A 15,685-nucleotide genomic window follows, 5' to 3' on the forward strand; every position below is an offset into this window, starting at 1 on the left:
ACTTATATTGGCTCAGACTCTACCTGATTCCGCCCTTTTTCTTTGGCACGGTACAAAGCACTATCAGCACGCTGTATCATCGAGTGAGAGGTATCATTTGTAGTAAATATACTAACACCGAAAGAGACCGTTACCCCTCCAACCTCATCAAATGGATATTTTTCTATTGCATGCCGTAACTTATGGGCTACTTTCATCGCTTTTTCAAGATTCACATTAGGGAGCAAAAAGACAAATTCTTCACCTCCCCATCGTGCCATCATATCCCCATCACGTACTCCATCTTGAAACAACTGAGCTACTTTTGTTAAAACCTTATCGCCGATTTGATGACCATAGGTATCATTCACCCGTTTAAAGTAGTCGATATCTGCTATCAATAAAGCGAAACTGTTTCCTGATGTCCAATGTTCTCGCAATAACATATGATGAAATACATCATTAAACTTATTTCGATTAAACAGCTTCGTTAATGGATCAGTGATCGCTAGAAGTTCAATCCGTTTTTTATCGGAAATATCGTGATAGATTGCTGTATAGTTGGTCACCAATCCCTCTTCATCAATCCACGGTGTCATAACGGCATCAACCCAGCGAAGTTCGCCGTCTTTGCCACGGATTTCTATCTCGCCACTCCACCGTTCTATTCGCAATAAACACTCTTTCATCGCTTGATAGTCGGTTGCCAACATCTTATCGGTATAGATATCAGGCAGTGGTCTATAGAGAAGTTCTTCTTTTGTGTACCCAAAAAAAGTAAAAAAGGCATTAGAAACTTCGATAATTTGGCACATTGCATCGGTTTTAATACTCAATAGGTTATCGTCGATAATCTGCTTATCCCGCTGTAGTTCACCATTCAGATGGGCAATCTCTTTCATCTGAGCTTGCAATGCAAGTTTCAACTCATGCTGATCGCTAATATTATAGATAGAGACCATGACCAATGAGTCGTTAGGAACATAAGGGGAGATAATTACTTGCAACTGCATCGAGGTCAATAATGAAGTGGTGATTTTCGTACGGGGTATCTCGATAAAACGGTTTTGTTGTGACGCATCATAAAATGTAGGGGAAGAGATACGCAGTGTCGTTCTAATTTTACGTGCAAGAACAGGATAATCGACATCAGGATAAAATTCTTGAAAGCTTTTGCCAATAATTTCGGATGATTTAATACCGGTATTAATCTCCAACCATTTATTCCAATAAGAGACTCTAAAAGCGTCATCCATAATAATAACCCCAATCTCTAGGGCATCGAGTAAAATATTTGGGAAAGGTATCATTATCATATCAGGCATACAGCTCTTCTAGTTTATGATCAATCAACCCTTTAAGTCGCTCAATCATCTCATCTTTGGTTAATATAAAAACTTTTCCCTCGATATTTTGGGTTTGAAACTCCATATAGGTACTAATAATGATAATACGATGGTAATTGAGTAAATCCTCTTGATTAATCAAACAATTTCCCTCAACCACCTCTGTAGAGGGGACAAAAAATTGTACTTTCGTATGCAGCTCTTCAGTCAAACGGCTGATGATTGTTGCACTAAGAATATTGGTCAATTCAATCACTGCATCGTAAATATCCCCTTCTGAAGGTTTGCTTTCAGCATAAAGATAGTTACCAAGGTTTAGGGCCGATTCCTCAGAAATGACAAATAAAAACTCCCCACCAAACAACCCTCCGAAGAGTTGCTTAGTGACGTAACATCGTTGAGATTCCGGAATCGATTCTTTAATATGGGCATCTAATCCCTCCATATCGCTAATGGTGATTTGAGGGATATGCATTTTCCCAAAAGTTTGAAGCAGATCAGCAATACTCGCTGTTGCATTACCCACGGCAATATTCATAAGTTCTTTTAGCATATCGAGATGGTCTCCGCTAAATTCTACCTTTTGTACCATACATTCCCCTCTGATCTTAGAATACAAGTTGTTGTAAAATATTTTGCATTTTTTCACTGCTAATCGGTTTTGGAATCACCGCTTTTGCCCCTAATGCAATCACTTGCGCTTGTGCTTGAGTCTGGATATCCGCTGTCACGACAATAACCTGTGCTTTTGGATTGATAGCAATAATCTTTGCCAAGGCTTCATACCCATCCATCACCGGCATTGTCAAATCTAAAAAAACGATAGAATGGGAGGATTCAGCATACTGCTCAAGCGCTATTAAACCGTTTTCAGCTTCGAAAAATTCAGCTGAAGGTTCAAACTCTTTGAGCGTTTTAATCAACGATAATCGAGCTAATTTTGAATCATCTACAACTAATATTTTCATTTATACCCCTAAAACTCTTGCAATTTGATTAAATTGTACCCAATTATCGCTAAAGGGTTCTGCTATACTATGAAAAAAAATTCAAAAGAGTCTACCTTGCAAATACTTCTTGCCGACACACTGTTTACCAACGGAGTCATTCTCAAAAATTACGGTATTGTGTTTGATAAAACTATTTTGGAAGTCACCTCGAACGACGAATTGCGTTCCCGTTACGGTGAACAATGTATTGAACTTGGGGGAGGTTCCGTTTTACTTCCAGGGCTTATCAATTCCCATGTCCATCTGGAGTTTTCCGCTAACCGCTCCACCCTCACCTACGGTGAATTTATGCCGTGGCTCTCCAGTGTTATTGCCTCTCGTGATGAACTTATTAACGGATGCGATGATGAGTGCACAACACGCGCTATCAAAACCATGCTCTCCAACGGAATCACCGCATTCGGAGCAGTTAGCTCGTATGGATTTGACTTAAACCCCTGCTTTCAAGCACCTCAAAAAGTAGTCTTTTTTAACGAACTTATCGGCTCTGATCCCCAAATGGCGGATGCCCTTTATGCCAATTTTCAAGAGCGATTGTTTGCCGCACAAGCGTTAAAACGCGAAGGATTTCACCCCTCTATCGCCATCCACTCCCCCTACTCGGTTCACCGTATCTTGATCCAAAAAGCGCTCAAATACGCCCGTGAAAAACATCTTCGTGTGACTGCTCATTTCATGGAAAGTCCTGCTGAGCGCGAATGGTTGGAGAGTAACAGCGGAGCATTTGCACCGTTTTTCCAAAATTTTCTCAAACAGACCCAAGCCGCTAATACCGCTGAAGAATTTTTAAGCTATTTTCGTGATGTTCCCACCCTCTTTACCCACGCCGTTCAAGCCTCAGACAAAGAGCTTTCAACCATTGCTGATGGGAATCACACCATTATCCATTGCCCTATTTCCAACCGACTTCTTGGAAACGGGAAACTTGATTTAAATAGACTAGAAGAAGAGTCGATTCGATGGGTTTGTGGAACCGATGGTCTTAGTTCTAACTACTCCCTTGATTTGTTTGAAGAGATGAAAGTTGCTCTATTTTTGCACCATTCTCGCGAGCTTCTCCCTCTCGCTCACCAACTCTGGAAAAGTGTCACCACCAACGCAGCAGAAGCATTGCAACTCAATTGTGGTAAAATCGCACCAACTTTCGATGCCGATATTCTTGTGATGCGAATCGATTATCCGATCAACGATCAATTACCGATTCATCTTATCACGCAACCGCATAGTATTGAATCGATTTATATCCAAGGGGAAAAAATACAATGATGGAAATCATCAAAAAAATCGGCTCATGTTTAGCAACAGGGCTCAAATTCATCCAAGCTCATTTCAAAGCAACGGTTTTAGTTGTATTAGTCCTATGGCTTATCCTCCCATCAAGTGAAGAGGGGTTAAAATCCCATAATCTCCAAAAAATAGCCCTTACGGGTCCTATTATGGATGCTACCTCTATCGTTGAACAGCTTGATGAAGCACGTGAAAACAAAGAGGTTAAAGGGGTACTTTTTAGTATCGACTCTCCCGGCGGCGCGGTTGCTCCATCAGTCGAAATTGCTTATGCCCTCAAACGGCTCTCTGATACCAAACCGACCGTTGTTTACGCGGCAGGGATTATGGCGAGCGGAGGGTATTATTCAGGGATTTGGGGGAAAGAGATTATCGCCAATCCCGGTAGTATGATCGGCTCTATCGGTGTCATTATGGAGGGTGCCGACATCTCAGGACTTATGGAAAAAGTGGGGGTAAAAACCCAAGTGGTTCATGCCGGAACTTACAAACAAGTGGGGACGTTTGATCGCCCATGGAGCGCAGTGGAGCGTGCCGAACTCGACAAAGTAATCGGCGGGACTTATAATCTCTTCGTCGGAGACGTAGCCCGGGCCCGTAAACTCGACATTAATCGTAGCAGTGAGTACGCCGATGCCCATATCTTTACCGCTGAACAAGCTAAAAAAGTGGGGCTTATCGACAGTATCGGAGTAGAATTCGATGCCAAAAAACGGGTAGAGGTGTTAACAAAAGTCCAAGACCCCGAATGGAACAAAGAAGATCCTATGGATAAATTTTTCAAACGGTTCGCAGCAGAGGGAGCCAGTTTGGCTCACATGTACTTTCCACCCGTTACGCTGAAGTAATTTCTACCACTTCAGCTCTCACAACCCGCTTATCATTCATAGCCTCAAACTGATCCCCGACACTGAGAACATCCAAATCGATCACTTTCCCCTCACGGGCGATCTGTGCAAATCCGCTTTTGTTTTTATTTTTGGGATGATTGGCATTGAATCCTTGCTCTAACTGTGTAATCATAAACTGCTTTTGACGGAGTGTCGATTCGATACTCTGCGTTAACCGCTCCATCAACGGGATAATCTCCCGTCTGCTTTGCTCTAAGCGTTGTGTCATCTGTCGATTTAACCGCTCTCGTAGTTCTTTGACCAGCTCGCGTTGAACCTCTAAACGATGTTCTACCCCGTGACGTTTAAATGCCTCTTGCATCGAGGTGAGCTGTTCACGCTTACGCTCTAGTCGTTGTGTAATCATCCCAAACGCACGGGTACGAATCTCATCGATACTTTGGTATAGCTCGTTTTGATCGGGGAGAAGCATCTGCATCGCCGTGCTCGGTGTCGGAGCGCGCATATCGGCGACATAATCGCTGATAACCCAGTCGATTTCATGTCCCACCGCCGACATTACGGGAGTGTTCATGGCAAAGATGGCATCGGCAACAATCTCCTCGTTAAACGCCCATAAATCCTCGATACTTCCACCACCCCGTCCCACAACGACCACATCCGCGTTTAACGTATCAGCATAACGCAGTGCATCGGCTATTTGTCCCGCCGCACTTGAACCTTGTACCAATACATCCAAAACGATGAGTTTGACCAACGGCCATCGATGCGATGCGACGCGCTGCATATCCTGTAATGCTGCCCCTGTCGCGGAGGTGACTAAAATGATTGTTTGGGGGAATTTAGGAAAGCTTTTTTTACGTGTCGGGTCGAAGTACTCTTTTGATTCTAACTTTTGTTTGAGTTGCTCGAACGCAACCGCCAATGCCCCTGCACCATAGGGTTCGGCACTGACACAGTTAATCTGATATTCACCGCGAGGAGTATAGAGTGATAATGCACCGTGAATAACCACATGAGCACCCTCTTCGAGAGAGAATTTTAACCGCACCGCATTACCGCGAAACATAACACATTTTATCGAAGAGTTGGCATCTTTGAGTGTGAAGTAGATGTGTCCGCTACCGTGTTTAGTGACGCGGGAGAGTTCCCCCTCGACACTGACAAATTCAAACGTTGTTTCGATGAGAGTTTTAATCTGTTCATTAATCCCCGAAACACTGAGCACAGAAGCCATAAGGTTACTTTTTACGGGCAATCATCAAGGTCGAAATATCCATAGAGAAGCTTTTAGTATAGAGCATCTCAAAACCTGCTTCTTCGAGTTCAGCTCTCATTTTAGCCACGGTCAAAAAACCCTCGATAGAGTCAGGGAGATAGCGATACGCTTCGTAGTTATTGGAGATTAATCCACCGATGCGGGGAAGGACGTTGTTCATGTACCAATCGCGCACTTTACCAAGCAATGAAGGATTTTCATTTTTCATAAATTCGAGGATTACGACCAGTCCTCCACTTTTGAGGACACGGTTAAATTCGCGTAATCCTGCTTGACGTTCAACGACATTACGAATACCATACGAGATACTGATGATGTCAGCAGTGGTGTCAGATTCTGGAAGTGCTGTTGCAGGGGCGATATGAAACGTCATTTTCGGAAATTTTTCACGTCCTACACCCACCATCCCCTCACTAGGATCAACACCGACAATCTCACTTACAGTAATACCCGCTTTGTCTGCACGACGCTTCCAGTATCCCATCATATCACCCGTACCGCACGCGACATCGACAATCGAATCGATATTTTTCGTAGCACAGTAGCCAAACGCTAAATCACATGCCTTACGACGCCAAAAAGTATCGACACCCATACTAAGTACCCGATTAGCACGGTCATATGTTGGGGCGATATCGTTGAACATCGAGACGATTTTTTCTTGTTTGGTCATAAAAATTCCTACTTCTTTTTCATCCAAAGGATAATATTATCGGTGATTTTAGCGTGCAGTACCTCAAAATCCTCTGTAATGATTCCAAGAGTTTGCAAACCGCCTCCGATTTTGGGTGCAATGTAACTGAGATACCAATCACACACCTCACGACTCGCTTCAAACATCCCTACTCCCCCCTCAATCATCACAAGACGATACTCTTTTATCCGTTCAAAATCAGAAGCGATAAATACTTGGCGGTTCGGGATACTAAAAAGGGGGATTGTGATATCAAAATCGCTTTTCTGTGAGTAAATCAGTACATCGGGAGCTTTTCCGTTGACCAGTCGTGCATCGAGGCTCGGACGATCATGTCGAACGGTATTTCCCCCAATCACGATTAAGTCGCATTGTTCACGAAGAGCATGGACATGCTTACGAGACATTTCAGAGCTGATAATACCGTTATCTATCGTTCCATCAAGGCGTTGAGCCCATTTAAAAAACACAAAAGGGGAATTTTGCCATTTTATAAATGGTTCTAACAATTTCTGACCCTCAGACTCCATCACTTCAAAAGTACATTTAATCCCCGCATCTTCGAGGATTTTTCCCCCATTTGCCGCTTGGGGGTTCGGATCTTTACACGCTATAAAAAGCTCTTTTATCCCTAAGTCACGTATTAGCAAAGCACAAGAGGGGGTTTTACCGCTGTGAGAACACGGCTCCAACGTCACCGCCATCGACACAGAGTTAAAAATGTTGTTGTGATGGGTTCGGAGATAATCGTGTATGGTGTGTGCATCATAACACTCGGCTAAAGTGTTATCCCCGCTGAGGAGTGAGTAAGCATCCCGCAATGCGTAGACTTCGGCGTGAGGTCCACCCGCAACTTTATGCGCCCCGACTGAGAGGATAGCTCCATCTGCTGAGATACATACTGCACCGACGGCAGGATTAGGAAAGGTAAGGAGTTGATAGTCCCACGCTAGATCGAGCGCGAGTTTCATAGCATGAGCGGTGGTTTTCATTACCACTCGAAGTAGGTTTTAGCCTTGCTAATGGAGCGAAAAGGGATTCTTTGCTCCCCGTTTTCTTTGGTCATTAAAATGATTTCATCGTTTTCGACACCCATCATTTCTCCCTCAAATTTCTCTTTTGCGATGGTGCTCAAAGCTACTTTTTCACCGACAGATTGAACAAAATGATCCAACGTTTTCAAACGTCTCTCAATCCCTGGACTACTCACTTCGAGACGATACTCACCACCTACGGGAGAGGTAACGTCTAAAAGGGGATTGATAAGATGGGTGAGTTCTGCACATTGATTCAATGTTACACCGCCCGGAGCTGTTACACTGACACGATAGATGGTATTCTCATTTTCGTGCAGAAGTTGCGTGTCATACAAAGCAAGACCGATGGACTCTGCCATTTTTTGGATATCACGTTCAAGACTCATCTTTCTTCTCCTTGGCAATTTTGGCAAACAATGCTTCAATATTTCGGCTACGCTCTAACGTATCATCAAAGACAAATGTTAGACGGGGAGAACGAAACCACCCTTGATCTTTCATACAATGCTCTTCGATAATAGGACGAACTTTTTCCAGCAGTTTTATAAATGCGGCTTGCTCTTGCGCAGTGTAATCATGGGGATCAAGATAGACTTTTGCATCACTACGACCGCGTGAACATTTAACATCCACAACATCTACTTCGCGTATACGTGCATCAGCAAGAGCTGAAATCGCTTCAGGAATCAGCTCTTTGAGCATTGACTCCGTACGTTTGATTTTTATTTGTGCCGGTGTCACAGGGTTACTTTAGTCTCGATTTTTTTGAAGGTTTCGATTACGTCACCCACTTTAACATCGGTGTATCCGTTGAGGACAACACCACAATCGAACCCTTTGGTAACCTCTTTGACATCGTCTTTGAAACGGCGGAGAGAAGTAAGATCACCCTCATGGATAACGACACCCTCACGGATAACACGAACCATTCCACCACGAACCAATTTACCATCAACAACCACACATCCTGCAATGGTTCCTGAGCCTTTAGGCATTGGGAAGGTATCACGAACTTCCGCTTGTCCGGTGTTCTCTTCTCTAAATTGCGGTGCCATCATACCACCGAGCAACAATTTAACATCGTCAATCAATTGGTAAATGATAGAGTAAGTTTTGATCTCTACACCCATCTGTTTTGCCATCGCGTTAACATTACCGGTAGGACGGACATTAAATCCAAGAAGGGCGCAGTTCTCACTGTTATTGACCAAGGCAACATCGTTTTCGGTAATTCCACCGACACCGCTGGAGATAACTTCAACTTTAACCTCTTCATTACGTAAATCAGCAAGTGCTGATTTAATCGCTTCCAAAGAACCGTGAACATCGGTTTTAAGAACTACTTTAAGAGCTTTAATACGACCTTCGGCAATCAACGACGTCAAGTCATCAAACGATGCTTTAGTACTCAATGAGAGTTCGCGGTGACGATCATAATCAGCACGTTTTTGCGCTACTTCACGTGCTTCACGATCACTTTCCATAACCATCATAACTTCACCTGATGGCGGTACATCGCTCAAACCGACGACAACAGCTGTTTGACTCGGTCCGATCTCTTTGAGTTGCACTTTACGATCATTAATAAGTGCACGAACACGCCCGTATGCACCACCACAAACGATGTTATCACCGACATGAAGCGTTCCGTTTTGAACGATGACGGTAGCAACCGGTCCACGCCCTTTTTCCAATGTAGACTCAACAACGACCGCTTTTGCCATGACATCAGGGTTTGCTGTAAGCTCCATCACTTCAGATTGAAGTAAGATAGCTTCTAATAGTTCATCGATTCCTGTCATTGCTTTTGCAGAGACACCAACGAACTCTACATCTCCGCCCCACTCTGTAGGATTAAGTCCAAGTTCTGCCATTTGGGCTTTTACCATATCTGGATTTGCACCCGGTTTATCCATTTTATTGACTGCAACGATAACCGGAACTTTTGCATCTTGTGCATGTTTTACCGATTCGCGTGTTTGTGGCTTAACTCCATCATCCGCCGCTACGACGATAACGATAATATCGGTAAGCTGAGCCCCGCGTGAACGCATAGCACTAAACGCTTCATGCCCCGGAGTATCGAGGAATGTAATCAATTTACCTTTTTGCTCTACTGAGTATGCACCGATATGTTGAGTAATGCCACCCGCTTCGCCGTGTGCAACTTTTGCATTACGGATTGCATCCAAAAGTGATGTTTTACCGTGGTCAACGTGCCCCATAATCGTAATAACAGGAGGACGCTCAACTGAACCTTCACTGTCTTCGTGCTCTTCATCGTAAGCTGTTTCGAGATTAAAGGCATCTTTTGGATCGATAGTCGTTACTTCAACCCCAAACTCACTTGCCAAAATTTCGATTTCATCTTTTCCGAGGAAGTCATTTTTAGTTACCATCATCCCTAAATCAAAAAGGACTTTGATAACCGCAGAGATAGTTTGTCCTACTTTTTCGGCAAATTCATAAACACGAACATCTTCAGCGATTTCTACGTGAGTAATAACTTCATCTTCTTTAATATCTTTAGAATATTTTTTACGTGCTTCACGAGAAACTTGACGCGGTTTACCACGATTTGCACCCTGTTTTTTACCTGAATTTCGTCCGAGTGGTTTTTTCTCTTTTGGTTTTTGCTCTTCTTCCGGAGGGATATTGGTATGGAGATCACTGAAATCAAGAAGTACTACTTGTTCATCTTCATAATCCATAGAGACATCAGAAATATCACCGCCAAAAATATCAAGACGTACCCCTTGCTCTTTTTTGCTGACAGGGGCATTACTTTGATTTTTCTTCGCTTTTTTGGCTTCAAGCTCACGCTGTACTTCTGCACTTACCTTACCATATTGAGAAATATTTACACTCTCATTTTTTACCGGTGCAGTGACAACTTCAACAGGGCGTGCTTTTTTGACAATTTTAAGCCCAGAACGTTTTGGAGCTTCTTCTTCCACTACCTCAATAACAGGAGTTGTCTCAACAACGCTAACAGGCTCAACCGCTTTTGGCTCTTCTACAGCAACAACCGGAGCTTCCTCTACAACCTCTTTAACAGCTGCTTTAGGAGCACTTGACTCATGTGCTGCTCCGCTCATGATGTAGTTCATGATTTTTTCAGCTTCTTCCATTGATACAGTACTTGAAGCAGTTTTAACATTCAACCCCATAGCGGCTGCTTTATCCACCACCTCTTTAGAATTGATTCCAAGTTCCTTGGCGATTTCATGAACTCTTACTTTATCCATCATTAACGACGATCTCCTTTAAACGATTCATCAGCGCTGCTGGGGTGTTGCTCTTACAGTAGCGGGCTAGCTGCCCCGAAGTTTTTTTATGATCGGTACACGTGTTGCACAGATAAAAACTTCGCCCCATTCCCATGTAGGGTTCTAAATGTCCTTCTTTGCATTGAAGTCGCACGAGAGACGATTGTGTAAATCTCTCCCTACAAACAATGCACATACGTACAGGCTGATTTATATTTCGCGCCATTATACCTAAATCTTTCTTTAGTTATCGTTCGACAACGAGTCCATCGTTGTCAAAGTTTAAGATTTTGACATCAAAATCTGGAAATGCACTCACAAATTTATCGGCCATCATCGCAGCATCTTGGTCATAGACCATATTAAAGAAGGTTGAACCACTACCTGAGAGGGTTGACATCAAGGCACCATTTTCATACGCAATCCGTTGAATATCAAAGAGTTCCGGAAGCATTTTCATCCGTAACCGTTGATGGAAACGATCTTGGGTAGCAAGACGAAGCATCTCCCAATCTTCGTTATAAAACGCCCCAACCGTCACTGCTGTGTGAGAGAGATTAAAAACAGCATTCTCTTTACTGTATGACTTTGGGAGTGTTGTGCGTGATTTTGCAGTCGAAATCGGTTTATTAGGGATCACCACCACCGCTCGGAGGTAATCAGGCATATGTTTTTGCTGAGAAAAAACTTTTTGCTTCTCTACCATACTTGAGTTAAATCCCCCCATAACCGCAGGAGTGATATTATCCGGATGGGTCTCATAGACTAATGCATAATTGAGGATACGGCGTTTAGAGACTTTTACCCCTGCTGCTTCATGAGCACAACTGATAGCGCTCACGATTACGGCTGATGAACTTCCAAGCCCGCGAGACATAGGGATTTGATTATAAAACGTAAATTTAAAATTTTGACGCTTTTGGGTAAGACGACGGTAATGTTCGTTAAAAATAGAGACAAAAAGGTTGTTCCCTTTGAGACGAGGGTTATTTTCACCCTCCCCTTTGATCGAAACGGCAAAAAAACGGGACGGAACAAGCTCTACACGATTACGTAAATCGACAGCAAGTCCCAGTGAATCAAATCCTGGTCCTAAGTTGGCACTGGTTGCGGGTACGCTTACAAACACTCTATTTCCTTCATAACTATGTTAAACACTTTACAAGCAAAGCGCGCAAAGTAGCAGGGACTAACGTCCCTACAACCCCCTAAAGCTTCCCATATCTTTCGGATATGGGAGAAATGGACACATCCCTAAAGTGCATCAATTCCATAAGAAGGGGCATTCTCGGTATTAAAATTTTCCGTACATATCCTCCGTGGAAGTTCAAAGCCACTCAAAACAGCCTCTTCCAACGGTTGCAACGAAATCGTATTGCTATTTTTAACGAAATAGAGCTTTCCAACTGCTTTGATGGGGTGATTTTGGTTAAAAAAGAATCCATCTATCGCCAATAATGGGATTTTTTTGACGATGCTGAGTGTTTGCAAAAAGAGATAGGTCACTTTTATCCCCATAAAACTCCCCGGACCATTCGCATAAATAAGATGGGCGAAAGTGTAACGATTCAGTAAATCTTCAAAAATTTTAGGAAGGGCATCGGAACCCATTTCCAAAGAGATAATCTCTTCGACAATATCACCGTTTTGATCATACACACCGACACACAATGGTGAGCCCAGAGCAATCACCACTGCATCATGCATACGCTTTTGCCAACTCTTTGGACTCTTCGCTAGAGAGTTCTAAAATTTCATAATTTGCGGGATCTTTGAGAAGTTCCAATGTGAGTTTGTGGTTAAGATCATGACTTCCCGCAAACGCTTCATAATTACCAATAAAATTCATCCCTATCAAGGACATATCACCGATGGCATCGAGGATTTTATGGCGAACAAATTCATCGCCGAATCGTAACCCTTCCGGATTGAGCACTTTTTTATCGTCCAATACTACCGCGTTTTCCAAACTTCCGCCAAGGGCAAGCCCTTTTGAACGGAGATATTGTACTTCATGTACAAAGCCGAACGTCCGTGCGCGGGCAATCTCTTTTTTATAGTTTTCTTTATTAAATTTCAGAACATAGCTTTGTTTATCGATTACGGGATGGGAAAATTTAATCGTAAAATCGTAATTCATATCATTGGAAGGGATTAATTTGACATATTTGTCCCCCTCTTGAACAATAACCTCTTTTTTAATCCGCATTATTTTTTTCGGAGCATCCAACTCAACAACACCCGCTTCATCTAATAACATGCAAAAACTCATCGAGGAACCGTCCATTACCGGAACTTCATCTGCATCGACAATAACACGGAGATTATCAATCCCATAAGCATAAATCGCTGAAAGCATGTGTTCTATCGTGGAGATAAAAACCCCGTCTTTTCCGATAACGGTAGCCATTTTAGTATCAACGACATTCCCAGGAAGCAGTGGGATAGAAACACCGGCATCGCTTCGAAAAAAAACAATTCCGCTGTTACTATCAAGCGGTTCAAGTCGTAAATGAACCGGCACCCCTTTGTGTAAACCGATCCCTACGAGTTCAACACTTTTACCGATTGTGGTTTGTTTTTTCATTGCCTTTTATCCTCTTCGGGAATAGTTGTTCTTATTATAGCCGTTTTACTTCTGATCAATAAACATTTTCGCCGTATCAATAACACTGGTAATATTATCACTAATCCATTTACGATCCATCCACTCTTCCGGACGCACTTCGATCCCTTGGACTAAAATACCAAAATGGAGATGATCACCCATCGCATATCCGCTCAAACCGGTTTTAGCGATTTGTTGATTTGCCGTAACACTATCGCCCTCTTTGACCTCAAGCTCTGAACAGTGTCCATAAAGGGTATATAACCCTAATCCGTGATCAATAATCGGAAGATTTCCATAGATACCGTTGGATTCTGCAAAGACCACTTTTCCACTGTTAGATGACGTAATCGCCCCCATATGGATACTAGCAAGGTCAAGCCCCATATGGTAAGCATTGGAAAGATCCGTTTTTCCTTTGAAACTGTAAATACGGTGGTCACCAAAATCAGCTACCTTTTGTCCGTTTACCAATGGATAAAAAGGGGCTGGTCTAAAATCACTTACCATACCTTTTGAGACTTTTGAGGTGATGGTATGGATGATTTTTTCATTATCGGCACGGACGTTTTCGTTAATAACTTTAAACTGCTCTAAGCGATCGTCAATCCCCTCTGTTTGCTTATAGACACTGGCTAATTCCGCGATTTTTCCATCTAAAAAGGCATCGCTCAGTTCCAGCTTAGAGACTTTATACGCATGGTCTTTCAATCGCAAAGGGACAGAACTTCGGGTTTCATTTCCTGCTTTATCACGTGCGACAACGGTAGCACTGAAAGTATCGTTTTGTACCGGCCATGCAAGGAGTGAGGCGTAATACCCTTTTTTATAAAACGGTTGAGCAATAAACTTTTTACCAAAAGAGGTCTCGATATTCAAACTCTCCATATGGGCATCATCTGCTTTGAAAACAACGATAGCCGATCCCCCTTTTTGGATCTTATACGAGTTAGCAATAATCGAGAGGGTAGGACGGTGCTGATCGATTACCAGAGTTACCTCTTTTTTGATTGTATTCCCCATAAAAAGTCCCCATAAGCTGTTGTCGGTCGCTTTAATTTTAAGGACAACCGATTCTGCTTCACTGGTACGCTTTCCCTTTGGTGGGAGAATTTCAAAATGGCGTTTAGTCTCTTTGGATGGGGTAGTCTCATCGACAACAACCCACTCATCATGAGTCCCTTCAATCGTTGCACTAAAAGATTTTAGACCGCTTATGTCACTCACATCAACTTTAATCGGCTCTTTAAAATTCCAATAAGCATCATGACTTAACGTCACAACAGGATCTTCTCGCTCAAAACGGGGTGAAAATGCCATAAAACCAATCATCCCTATCGCTGCTGCACCCAAAACCCATCCTACTATTCCTGCACCGTTACGATTGCGTCTCATCTAACTCCCTTGTAATACTGATTAATAATTTTTTAACCGCTTCGACCATTTCGATACCGGCTATCCGAGCCCCTGAGCGGCTATAATGTCCCCCACCGCCATATTCCTCAAGAATATGTGCGGTATTAACGCTTCCATCGCTGCGCAATGAGATTTTGACGCCGCCTTGTTTTAATTCTACGACCAACAAAGCAACACGAACTGTTTTAATGCTTAATGCCTCATCCAGAGTAGTTTTACAATCACGCAAGAGTGCACCGGTAGAATCCAGCATGGATCGATCCACCTCAAAAAGTGCAACTTCTCCATCATGAACTATTTTCATTTTTGAAAGCATTACCCCTCTGAGTCTCATAGAGGCCAAAGAATGGCTGTTAAAAAGCCATTTTACACATTGCTCATGATCAGCGCCCAGCCCAATCAAAGCCTGAGCCATCTCAAAAACCACACTAGTACAAAGCGGATCACTAAAACAATCGGTATCGTCTAATAAGCCTGCATAAAGCGCATTTGCCATTTTACCATTGATTTTGATACCGTTGGCAACAAACCACCCATAAAGAATCTGCGTTGTACTTAATGCGGTTGCATCAATACAGTTATACGTTCCATACTGTTCGTTACTGATATGGTGATCAAAGTTAATCAGCTCACCACTGTATTCAATCCCCAACCGTTTAAAATGACCGCAATCAAAACTGATGACCAAATCGGCATCATCGGGAAAATTATGGCGAATTTTATCAGACCATGGCAAAAATAAAAGATTATGATCGCCAACCGTTGTGGAACAATAGAGGGTTACTTTTTTTTGGTATCGGAGAACGTGAGAATAAAAAGCACATGCCGATCCCAACGAATCAGCATCAGGATGTTCATGGGCAACGAGGACGATGTGATGAGCAGAATCGATAAGGGTTAAAGGCATTA

General features: G+C 42.9%; 17 protein-coding genes. 2 read left to right on the forward strand and 15 right to left on the reverse strand.

Annotated elements, in window-relative coordinates:
• Window positions 1-2: 2 nt before the first annotated feature.
• From PHC76_RS05550 to PHC76_RS05560, 3 genes are read right to left on the reverse strand one after another with little or no spacing between them, the layout of a single operon-like run.
• Entirely contained in the window at window positions 3-1,304 is a 1,302-nt protein-coding gene (locus PHC76_RS05550) for a diguanylate cyclase (protein WP_299973800.1), read from the reverse strand.
• Window positions 1,297-1,917, reverse strand: a complete 621-nt coding sequence (locus PHC76_RS05555) for a chemotaxis protein CheC (RefSeq protein WP_299973803.1) — start codon at window positions 1,915-1,917, stop codon at window positions 1,297-1,299. Before PHC76_RS05555 ends, PHC76_RS05550 begins: the two co-directional genes overlap by 8 nt.
• A 16-nt stretch (window positions 1,918-1,933) precedes the next feature.
• Complete coding sequence (locus tag PHC76_RS05560; protein ID WP_299973805.1) at window positions 1,934-2,293, reverse strand: response regulator; 360 nt, start codon at window positions 2,291-2,293, stop codon at window positions 1,934-1,936.
• 69 nt (window positions 2,294-2,362) lie between these two features.
• Here PHC76_RS05560 and PHC76_RS05565 point away from each other — a divergent pair, with 69 nt between their 5' ends.
• Together PHC76_RS05565 and sppA are read left to right on the forward strand one after the other, a co-directional pair.
• Complete coding sequence (locus tag PHC76_RS05565) at window positions 2,363-3,601, forward strand: metal-dependent hydrolase (RefSeq protein ID WP_299973808.1); 1,239 nt, start codon at window positions 2,363-2,365, stop codon at window positions 3,599-3,601.
• Window positions 3,598-4,470 carry a signal peptide peptidase SppA gene (gene sppA / locus PHC76_RS05570; RefSeq protein WP_299973810.1) on the forward strand — a complete coding sequence of 291 codons (873 nt, stop codon included), beginning with the start codon at window positions 3,598-3,600 and terminating at the stop codon, window positions 4,468-4,470. Before PHC76_RS05565 ends, sppA begins: the two co-directional genes overlap by 4 nt.
• Here the strand turns inward: sppA and xseA are convergent.
• From xseA to PHC76_RS05630, 12 genes are all read right to left on the reverse strand, one after another.
• A complete protein-coding gene (gene xseA, locus PHC76_RS05575) occupies window positions 4,457-5,710 on the reverse strand; it encodes an exodeoxyribonuclease VII large subunit (protein WP_299973813.1) in 1,254 nt (417 codons plus the stop codon). The genes sppA and xseA overlap by 14 nt on opposite strands.
• 4 nt (window positions 5,711-5,714) lie before the next feature.
• Complete coding sequence (ubiE, locus tag PHC76_RS05580; protein ID WP_299973815.1) at window positions 5,715-6,425, reverse strand: bifunctional demethylmenaquinone methyltransferase/2-methoxy-6-polyprenyl-1,4-benzoquinol methylase UbiE; 711 nt, start codon at window positions 6,423-6,425, stop codon at window positions 5,715-5,717.
• Between the two features lie 8 nt (window positions 6,426-6,433).
• Window positions 6,434-7,438 (reverse strand): bifunctional diaminohydroxyphosphoribosylaminopyrimidine deaminase/5-amino-6-(5-phosphoribosylamino)uracil reductase RibD, encoded by a 1,005-nt coding sequence (gene ribD, locus PHC76_RS05585; RefSeq protein WP_299973818.1) that lies wholly within the window; start codon window positions 7,436-7,438, stop codon window positions 6,434-6,436.
• Entirely contained in the window at window positions 7,438-7,869 is a 432-nt protein-coding gene (locus PHC76_RS05590; RefSeq protein ID WP_299973821.1) for a ribosome maturation factor RimP, read from the reverse strand. The genes ribD and PHC76_RS05590 overlap by 1 nt, the downstream gene beginning before the upstream one ends.
• The gene (gene rbfA / locus PHC76_RS05595) at window positions 7,859-8,224 is read right to left on the reverse strand and encodes a 30S ribosome-binding factor RbfA (RefSeq protein WP_299973826.1); all 366 of its coding nucleotides are present in this window, start codon (window positions 8,222-8,224) and stop codon (window positions 7,859-7,861) included. Before rbfA ends, PHC76_RS05590 begins: the two co-directional genes overlap by 11 nt.
• The gene (gene infB, locus PHC76_RS05600) at window positions 8,221-10,734 is read right to left on the reverse strand and encodes a translation initiation factor IF-2 (RefSeq protein WP_299973829.1); all 2,514 of its coding nucleotides are present in this window, start codon (window positions 10,732-10,734) and stop codon (window positions 8,221-8,223) included. Before infB ends, rbfA begins: the two co-directional genes overlap by 4 nt.
• Complete coding sequence (locus PHC76_RS05605) at window positions 10,724-10,978, reverse strand: DUF448 domain-containing protein (RefSeq protein ID WP_366519972.1); 255 nt, start codon at window positions 10,976-10,978, stop codon at window positions 10,724-10,726. The genes infB and PHC76_RS05605 overlap by 11 nt, the downstream gene beginning before the upstream one ends.
• A gap of 21 nt (window positions 10,979-10,999) precedes the next feature.
• Window positions 11,000-11,881: a homoserine kinase gene (thrB, locus tag PHC76_RS05610; RefSeq protein WP_299973832.1), complete on the reverse strand. Its 882-nt coding sequence runs from the start codon at window positions 11,879-11,881 to the stop codon at window positions 11,000-11,002.
• A gap of 125 nt (window positions 11,882-12,006) precedes the next feature.
• The gene (locus tag PHC76_RS05615) at window positions 12,007-12,459 is read right to left on the reverse strand and encodes a hypothetical protein (protein WP_299973834.1); all 453 of its coding nucleotides are present in this window, start codon (window positions 12,457-12,459) and stop codon (window positions 12,007-12,009) included.
• Window positions 12,452-13,339, reverse strand: a complete 888-nt coding sequence (lpxC, locus tag PHC76_RS05620) for a UDP-3-O-acyl-N-acetylglucosamine deacetylase (RefSeq protein WP_299973836.1) — start codon at window positions 13,337-13,339, stop codon at window positions 12,452-12,454. The genes PHC76_RS05615 and lpxC overlap by 8 nt, the downstream gene beginning before the upstream one ends.
• A gap of 45 nt (window positions 13,340-13,384) precedes the next feature.
• Window positions 13,385-14,755: a M23 family metallopeptidase gene (locus PHC76_RS05625; RefSeq protein WP_299973839.1), complete on the reverse strand. Its 1,371-nt coding sequence runs from the start codon at window positions 14,753-14,755 to the stop codon at window positions 13,385-13,387.
• A complete protein-coding gene (locus PHC76_RS05630; RefSeq protein WP_299973842.1) occupies window positions 14,739-15,683 on the reverse strand; it encodes a DHH family phosphoesterase in 945 nt (314 codons plus the stop codon). The genes PHC76_RS05625 and PHC76_RS05630 overlap by 17 nt, the downstream gene beginning before the upstream one ends.
• Window positions 15,684-15,685: the final 2 nt, after the last annotated feature.

It is taken from the genome of Sulfuricurvum sp. (assembly GCF_028710345.1).
Taxonomy (GTDB): domain Bacteria; phylum Campylobacterota; class Campylobacteria; order Campylobacterales; family Sulfurimonadaceae; genus Sulfuricurvum.

Excerpts from the sequence above, each read along its gene's own strand:
- PHC76_RS05560 (WP_299973805.1), bottom strand. The coding sequence starts at position 2,293 with ATGAAAATATTAGTTGTAGATGATTCAAAATTAGCTCGATTATCGTTG.
- xseA (WP_299973813.1), bottom strand. The coding sequence starts at position 5,710 with ATGGCTTCTGTGCTCAGTGTTTCGGGGATTAATGAACAGATTAAAACT.
- PHC76_RS05555 (WP_299973803.1), bottom strand. The coding sequence starts at position 1,917 with ATGGTACAAAAGGTAGAATTTAGCGGAGACCATCTCGATATGCTAAAA.
- PHC76_RS05605 (WP_366519972.1), bottom strand. The coding sequence starts at position 10,978 with ATGGCGCGAAATATAAATCAGCCTGTACGTATGTGCATTGTTTGTAGG.
- PHC76_RS05550 (WP_299973800.1), bottom strand. The coding sequence starts at position 1,304 with ATGCCTGATATGATAATGATACCTTTCCCAAATATTTTACTCGATGCC.
- ubiE (WP_299973815.1), bottom strand. The coding sequence starts at position 6,425 with ATGACCAAACAAGAAAAAATCGTCTCGATGTTCAACGATATCGCCCCA.
- PHC76_RS05565 (WP_299973808.1), top strand. The coding sequence starts at position 2,363 with ATGAAAAAAAATTCAAAAGAGTCTACCTTGCAAATACTTCTTGCCGAC.
- lpxC (WP_299973836.1), bottom strand. The coding sequence starts at position 13,339 with ATGAAAAAACAAACCACAATCGGTAAAAGTGTTGAACTCGTAGGGATC.
- infB (WP_299973829.1), bottom strand. The coding sequence starts at position 10,734 with ATGATGGATAAAGTAAGAGTTCATGAAATCGCCAAGGAACTTGGAATC.
- sppA (WP_299973810.1), top strand. The coding sequence starts at position 3,598 with ATGATGGAAATCATCAAAAAAATCGGCTCATGTTTAGCAACAGGGCTC.
- PHC76_RS05625 (WP_299973839.1), bottom strand. The coding sequence starts at position 14,755 with ATGAGACGCAATCGTAACGGTGCAGGAATAGTAGGATGGGTTTTGGGT.
- PHC76_RS05630 (WP_299973842.1), bottom strand. The coding sequence starts at position 15,683 with ATGCCTTTAACCCTTATCGATTCTGCTCATCACATCGTCCTCGTTGCC.
- PHC76_RS05615 (WP_299973834.1), bottom strand. The coding sequence starts at position 12,459 with ATGCATGATGCAGTGGTGATTGCTCTGGGCTCACCATTGTGTGTCGGT.
- PHC76_RS05590 (WP_299973821.1), bottom strand. The coding sequence starts at position 7,869 with ATGAGTCTTGAACGTGATATCCAAAAAATGGCAGAGTCCATCGGTCTT.
- ribD (WP_299973818.1), bottom strand. The coding sequence starts at position 7,438 with ATGAAAACCACCGCTCATGCTATGAAACTCGCGCTCGATCTAGCGTGG.